The sequence below is a fragment of the Micromonospora sp. NPDC047738 genome (genome assembly GCF_040642675.1).
Classification (GTDB): domain Bacteria; phylum Actinomycetota; class Actinomycetes; order Mycobacteriales; family Micromonosporaceae; genus Micromonospora.
In genome coordinates this window covers 39,063-45,527 of the sequence record NZ_JBEYSO010000042.1, presented here as the reverse complement: position 1 = coordinate 45,527, position 6,465 = coordinate 39,063, and the positions used below count along the sequence as shown (strand labels likewise).

Sequence of the window (6,465 nt, the reverse complement as noted above, 5' to 3'; positions counted from 1 at the left end):
GCATACCTGCACCTGTGCCGCTGGACATCCCTCGGACTGAGCCTGATCGAGGCAATGACCATGGGCATGCCCGTGGTGGCACTCGCCACCACCGAAGCCGTGGAGGCGGTGCCGCCGTCCGCCGGCGCCCTCTCCACCCGGGTCGACGTGCTGCTGGAGGCGGCCCGGGGCCTCGTGGACGACCCGGCGGCGGCCCGCCGGGCCGGCACCGAGGCCCGCAGCGCCGCACGGCAGCGCTACGGCCTGGAGCGTTTCCTCGCCGACTGGGACCGGCTGCTGGAGGAGGAAGTATGCGCATCGCGATGATCTCGGAGCACGCCAGCCCGCTCGCCGTCCTCGGCGGGGAGGACGCCGGTGGCCAGAACACGCATGTCGCGGAGCTCTCCGCCGCGCTCGCGGCCGCCGGCCACGACGTCCGGGTCTACACCCGGCGCGACGCCGTCGACCTGCCCGTGACGGTCCGCACCGCGGACGGCTACGAGGTGGTGCACGTGCCCGCCGGCCCGGCCGAGCCGGTCGCCAAGGACGACCTGCTGCCGTACATGCCCGCGTTCGGGGAGTGGTTGGCCGAGCGGTGGCGGGCCGGCGACTGGCAGCCCGAGGTGGTCCACGGGCACTTCTGGATGAGCGGTCTCGCCGCACTCGCCGCCGGCCGGCGGACCGGGGTGCCCGTGGTGCAGACGTACCACGCGCTCGGCACCGTGAAGCGGCGCCACCAGGGCGCGCAGGACACCAGCCCGCCCGGCCGGATCGAGCACGAGCGCAAGCTGGGCCGCTCGGTCGACCGGGTGGTGGCCCAGTGCCAGGACGAGGTCGCCGAACTGGTCCGGCTGGGGGTGCCCCGGTCCCGGATGACCGTCGTCCCGTCCGGGGTGAACCTGAGCACCTTCGCCCCGCTCGGTCCGATCGCCGAACGGGACGGCGACCGGCCACGCATCCTCACCGTGGGGCGACTGGTGGAACGCAAGGGCTTCCAGGACGTCATCCGGGCCACCGCGCTGGTCCCCGACGCCGAGTGCGTGGTGGTGGGCGGACCGCCGGCGGGGCTGCTGGAGACCGACCCGTACGCGCGACGGCTGCGGGCGCTCGCCGAGTCCTGCGGGGTCGCCGACCGGGTCAAGCTGATCGGCGCGGTGCCCCGGGAGGAGATGGGCCGCTGGTACCGGTCGGCGGACGTGCTGGTGGCCGCCCCCTGGTACGAGCCGTTCGGGCTCACCCCGCTGGAGGCGATGGCCTGCGGCGTACCGGTGATCGGCACCGCGGTCGGCGGGCTGACCGACACGGTGGTGCCCGGACGGACCGGCGACCTGGTGCCCGCCCGGGACCCGGCGGCCCTCGGTGCGGCGATCCGCCGGCTCTTCGGTGACCGGATCCGCCGGTTCGCCTACGCCACGGCGGCCCTGGACCGGGCCCGCACCCGCTACTCCTGGTCGAGCACCGCTGAGCGGCTGGCGGAGGTGTACGGCCAGGTGGCCACCGTGCGTCGACCCACCCGGGTGGTCGCCTGATGACGGCGCCCGGACCCGTGGTCGGCGCAACGGTGCTGGAGGACCACCTGACGCACCTGGCCGCCGCGTTGCTGCCGTTCCGGCAGTCGGAGGAGCTGCTAGCCCGCTGGGGCGGGGAGTTGGCGCACCGGCTGGCCGGCGGCGGGCGGCTGCTGGTGGCGGGCAACGGGGGCAGCGCCGCGGAGGCCCAGCACCTCACCGCCGAACTCGTCGGCAAACTCCGCGACGACCGCGAACCCCTGTCCGCCATCGCCCTGCACGCCGAAACCTCCGCCCTCACCGCCATCGGCAACGACTACGGCTACAACGAGGTCTTCGCCCGCCAGGTCCGCGCCCACGGCCGACCCGACGACATCCTCCTGCTCCTGACCACCAGCGGCACCAGCACCAACCTGCTCACCGCCGCCCACGCCGCACACGAGACCGGACTGCGCTGCTGGGCCTTCACCGGCCCCACACCCAACCCACTCGCCGACACCTGCCACGAAGTCCTCGCCATCGACTCGCCCGAGGGCCAGGTGGTGCAGGAGCTGCACCTGGTCGCCACCCACGTGCTCTGCGAGTACGTCGACCGGGCCCTGCCGGCGGCGCTGGCCGCGCGGACGGCGGCCGGGTCGGGCCCGGTGCGTACCGGCGTCGAGGTGGTGCTCGGTGACGACACCGGCCGGGAGGTGCAGGCCCGATGAGGAGGTCGAACGTGACGGGACCCGTGGTGGTGCTCGGCGACACCCTGTTGGACCGGGACGTCGAGGGCACGGTGAACCGGCTCTGCCCGGACTCCCCGGTGCCGGTGCTCGACGAGAGCACGTACGTCGACCGCCCCGGCGGCGCCGGCCTGGCCGCGGTCTTCGCCGCCGCCGAGGGCGCCGAGGTCGCGTTGGTCACCGCGGTCGCCGACGACGCCGGCGGGGCCCGACTCGGCACGCTGCTCGCCGCCGCCGGCGTGCAGCTGTACGCGCTGCCGCTGGCCGGGTCCACCCCGGAGAAGATCCGGCTGCGGGCCCGCGGCCGGGTGCTGCTGCGACACGACCGCGGCGGGCCGGCCGGCGAGCCCGGTGAGCCCAGCGAGGCGGTGCTGCGGCTGCTCGCCGACGCCGCCGTGGTGCTGGTCAGCGACTACGGCCGGGGCGTCGCCCGGGATCCGGCGCTGCGGGCGGCGCTCGCCGCCACCCGCGCGCCGGTGGTGTGGGACCCGCACCCGCGCGGGCCGGAGGCGGTGCCCGGGGTGCACCTGGCCACCCCGAACGAGGCGGAGGCCCGCGAGCTGGCGAAGGTGCGGCCGGGCGCGTCCCGGCTGGTCACCGCGTCCCGGAGCGCCCAGGCCCTGCGCCAGCGCTGGCAGGCCGGCGCGGTCGCGGTGACCATGGGCGGGGAGGGCGCGCTGCTCTGCCACGCCGGCTCGACCCCGCTGGTGGTCCCCGCGCCGGCCAGCGCGGAGGGGGACACCTGCGGGGCGGGGGACCGGTTCGCGGCCAGGGCCGCCCTCGCCCTGGCCGGGGGCGCGCTCGTCTCCGAGGCGGTGCAGGCGGCGGTCGCCGAGGCGTCCGCGTACGTGGCCGGCGGGGGAGTGGGCACCGCGCTGCCCGCCCCGGTCCGGGACGCCTCACCGGTGGTGGTCTCCGGCGGCGGGGACCGGATCGGCGCCGACGCCGCCGGTGCGGTGGTCGCCGAGGTGCGGGCCGCCGGCGGCACGGTGGTCGCCACCGGCGGCTGCTTCGACCTGCTGCACGCCGGGCACGTGGCGACCCTCCAGGCGGCCCGGCAGCTCGGCGACTGCCTCGTCGTCTGCCTCAACTCCGACGCCAGCGTGGCCGGCCTGAAGGGCCCCGAGCGCCCGGTCGTGCCGCAGGGCGACCGCAGCCGACTGCTCGCCGCGCTGGGCTGCGTGGACGCGGTGATGATCTTCGACGAGCCGACGCCGCACGCGGCGCTCTCCTGGCTGCGGCCCGACATCTGGGTCAAGGGCGGCGACTACGCCAGCGGTGGCGGCGCGGAGACCCTGCCCGAGGCGGAGATCCTGGCCCGCTGGGGCGGGCACACGGTCGTCGTGCCCTATCTGGACGGGCGGTCCACCAGCGACATGATCGCGGCGGCCCGCGCCGGTCGGGGCTCCGCCCTGGTGCCTCATGCCGGCGTCGAGCGGAGCGAGGAGGCGGCATGAGCAGCAGTCCACCCGGGGCCGGCCCCACCGTCCTGATCACCGGCGGCGCGAGCGGGCTGGGCGCCGCGGTGGTCACCGCGGTGGCCCGCGCCGGCGGCCGTCCCCTCGTGCTGGATCGGCAGCGCCCCGCGGACGGGGTTCCGTGGATCGAGTGCGACCTGGCCGACACCCGGGCCGCCGAAGCCGCCACCCGGGAGCTGGCCGAACGTTCCGGCGGGCTGGACGCCGTGGTCACCGCCGCCGGCATGGACATGCCGGGCCGGCTGGCCGACATCCCGGGCGAGACCTGGGAACGGATCGTCACGGTCGACCTGCTCGCCACGGCCGCGGTGATCCGGGCCGCGCTGCCGTACCTGGAAGCCTCCCGGGGGAACATCGTCACGGTCGCCTCCACCCTCGGCGTGAAGGCGGTCAGCGACGCCACCGCCTACTGCGCGGCGAAGTTCGGAGTGGTCGGCTTCACCCGGGCGCTCGCCGCCGAACTGGCCGGCGCGGTCGGCGTCACCCTGCTCATCCCCGGCGGCATGCGCACCGCGTTCTTCGACGAGCGGGACGCGCAGTACCGGCCCGGCCCGGACGCGGCGCTCAACGAACCCGCCGATACCGCCGCCGCGATCATGTTCGCCCTCTCCCAGCCGGTCGGCTGCGCCGTACGGGAGATGGTGGTCTGCGCCGAGCAGGAATCCTCGTACCCGTGATCCTCGTGCTCCGGGCGCTCGGCGTCGGCGACCTGGCCACCGCCGTCCCGGCGCTGCGCGGCCTGCGGGCCGGCTTCCCGGACCGCGAGCTGGTGCTGGCTGCGCCGGCCTGGCTGGCGCCGCTGGCCGACCTGGTCGGCGGGATCGACCGGGTGCTGCCCACCGACGGGCTGGCGGATCACCCGGCCTGGCCCGGCCCGCCGCCGGAGGTTGCGGTCAACCTGCACGGCCGGGGCCCGCGGTCGCACCGGATGCTCGCCGCCGCCCGGCCCGGCCGGCTGCTTGCCTTCGCGAACGCCGAGGCGGGGCACGGTGCCGGCCCGCCGTGGGAGGACGACGAGCACGAGGTCCGCCGCTGGTGCCGGCTGCTGGACTGGTACGGCCTGCCGGCCGACCCGGGCGACCTGGCGCTGCGCCGCCCGACCGCCGCCGGGATGCCGGCCGGCGTCACCGTGCTGCATCCGGGGAGCAAGATCCCGGCGAAGCGCTGGCCGGCAGGGCGGTTCGCGGCGCTCGCCCGGACGCTCGCCGACCGGGGGCACCGGGTGGTGCTCACCGGTTCGACCGGCGAGCGGGACCTGTCCGCCCGGATCGCCCGGGACGCCGGGCTGCCGCCGAACGCGGTGCTCGCCGGCCGGACCGACCTGGCCGAGTTGGCCGCCCTGGTTGCCGACGCCCGGCTGGTGGTCAGCGGGGACACCGGGGTGGCCCACCTGGCTACCGGGTACGGCACCGCGTCGGTGGTGCTCTTCGGGCCGGTGCCGCCGGCGCACTGGGGGCCGCCGCCGGACCGGCCCCGGCACCGGGTGCTCGACGTCACGCGCCGCCCCGGGCTCGACCGGGGTTGGCGGGCCGGCGTCGGGGTAGGAAGGCACCCGACTCTGGCGGCCATTCAGGTGGACGAGGTGCTGGCCGCCGCGGACGAGGCGGAACGGGCGATGCGAGTCTCCGGTGCGATTACGGCGTAGCGATCCGGGCCGGCCGGGGTACGGACGCCGGCGGCGCGGCAAGGGCTGGTTCTTCGTCGACCCGGAGGGCGCGCCGGTCCGCGACCCCGACGAACTGGCCCGACTGCGCGATCTCGTCATCCCGCCGGCCTGGCGGGACGTGTGGATCTCGCCGTACCCCAACGGGCACATCCAGGCCACCGGCATCGACGCGGCCGGGCGCAAGCAGTACCTCTACCACCCGCAGTGGCGGCAGAAGCGGGACGAGGCCAAGTTCGACCACGTGCTGGAGGTGGCGCACCGGCTACCGGTGCTGCGCGACCAGGTGGACCACGACCTGGCGCTGCGCGGGCTGCGCCGCGAACGCGTCCTCGCCACCGTCGCCCGGCTGCTGGACATGGGCACCTTCCGGGTCGGCAGCGACCAGTACGCCACCGGTGACGACCCCACCTTCGGCGTCGCCACCCTGCGCCCCGAGCACGCCCGGTCCCGGGGCGGCTGCGTGGTCTTCGAGTTCCCGGCGAAGGGCGGCATCGAGCAGGTACGCCGGATCGAGGACGCCGAGCTGTGCCGGGTGCTGACCAGCCTGCGGCGCCGGCGGCGGGCCGAGGAACGGCTGTTCGGCTACTGGGACGGCCGGCTCTGGCGGGACGTACGCAGCGACGAGGTCAACGACTACCTGCGGGACGCCAGCGGCGGGGAGATGACCGCCAAGGACTTCCGTACCTGGCACGCCACGGTGCTGGCCGCCACCGAGCTGGCGACGGCCGGCGCCCAGCGCTCCGCGACGGCCCGGAAGCGGGCGGTCGCCGCGGTGATGCGCTCGGTCGCCGAGCTGCTCGGCAACACGCCCACCGTGGCCCGCACGTCCTACGTGGACCCGCGGGTGGTGGACCTCTACCACGACGGGGTGGTGGTCCCGGTGGAGCCGGCGACGCCGCGGCAGGCGGTGGAGAAGGCCGTGCTGGCGCTGCTGGAGGAGGCGGCCTGACCGGCCCCGTCGTGAGGTCCTGGGGGGAGATTGGACGGGGCCGGAATCCGGCGTGGCCGTCGACGGCCGGCGGGGGTACTGGCCGGTCCGCGAGGGTCGCGGAGGCGTCGGCACCGGGCGGCCGCCCGCGACGACCTGTCGCGGGCGCCTCGCCACGGCC

6 protein-coding genes and 1 pseudogene are annotated in these 6,465 nt (G+C 76.5%); all 7 read left to right on the top strand.

Annotated features, from left to right (window positions below; all coding sequences use genetic code 11):
• Nucleotides 1–306: pseudogene (locus ABZ783_RS34160) on the top strand (glycosyltransferase family 1 protein); the annotation flags it as partial.
• Nucleotides 291–1,508, top strand: coding sequence for a glycosyltransferase (locus ABZ783_RS34155; protein WP_357446176.1), 1,218 nt, complete (start codon nt 291–293; stop codon nt 1,506–1,508). The pseudogene ABZ783_RS34160 and the gene ABZ783_RS34155, both read left to right, overlap by 16 nt.
• Nucleotides 1,508–2,194 carry an SIS domain-containing protein gene (locus ABZ783_RS34150; RefSeq protein WP_357446173.1) on the top strand — a complete coding sequence of 229 codons (687 nt, stop codon included), beginning with the start codon at nt 1,508–1,510 and terminating at the stop codon, nt 2,192–2,194. The genes ABZ783_RS34155 and ABZ783_RS34150 overlap by 1 nt, the downstream gene beginning before the upstream one ends.
• Nucleotides 2,191–3,669 carry a PfkB family carbohydrate kinase gene (locus ABZ783_RS34145; RefSeq protein WP_357446170.1) on the top strand — a complete coding sequence of 493 codons (1,479 nt, stop codon included), beginning with the start codon at nt 2,191–2,193 and terminating at the stop codon, nt 3,667–3,669. The genes ABZ783_RS34150 and ABZ783_RS34145 overlap by 4 nt, the downstream gene beginning before the upstream one ends.
• Complete coding sequence (locus ABZ783_RS34140; protein WP_357446167.1) at nt 3,666–4,367, top strand: SDR family oxidoreductase; 702 nt, start codon at nt 3,666–3,668, stop codon at nt 4,365–4,367. Before ABZ783_RS34145 ends, ABZ783_RS34140 begins: the two co-directional genes overlap by 4 nt.
• A complete protein-coding gene (locus tag ABZ783_RS34135; RefSeq protein WP_357446164.1) occupies nt 4,364–5,335 on the top strand; it encodes a glycosyltransferase family 9 protein in 972 nt (323 codons plus the stop codon). Before ABZ783_RS34140 ends, ABZ783_RS34135 begins: the two co-directional genes overlap by 4 nt.
• On the top strand, nt 5,319–6,305 hold the full coding sequence (locus ABZ783_RS34130) for a DNA topoisomerase IB (RefSeq protein WP_357446161.1): 987 nt from the start codon (nt 5,319–5,321) through the stop codon (nt 6,303–6,305). The genes ABZ783_RS34135 and ABZ783_RS34130 overlap by 17 nt, the downstream gene beginning before the upstream one ends.
• The last annotated feature ends 160 nt before the right edge of the window (nt 6,306–6,465 follow it).

Bases quoted from the DNA above. Each gene is read 5' to 3' on its own strand.
- ABZ783_RS34155 (WP_357446176.1), top strand. From the start codon at position 291: ATGCGCATCGCGATGATCTCGGAGCACGCCAGCCCGCTCGCCGTCCTC.
- ABZ783_RS34150 (WP_357446173.1), top strand. From the start codon at position 1,508: ATGACGGCGCCCGGACCCGTGGTCGGCGCAACGGTGCTGGAGGACCAC.
- ABZ783_RS34145 (WP_357446170.1), top strand. From the start codon at position 2,191: ATGAGGAGGTCGAACGTGACGGGACCCGTGGTGGTGCTCGGCGACACC.
- ABZ783_RS34140 (WP_357446167.1), top strand. From the start codon at position 3,666: ATGAGCAGCAGTCCACCCGGGGCCGGCCCCACCGTCCTGATCACCGGC.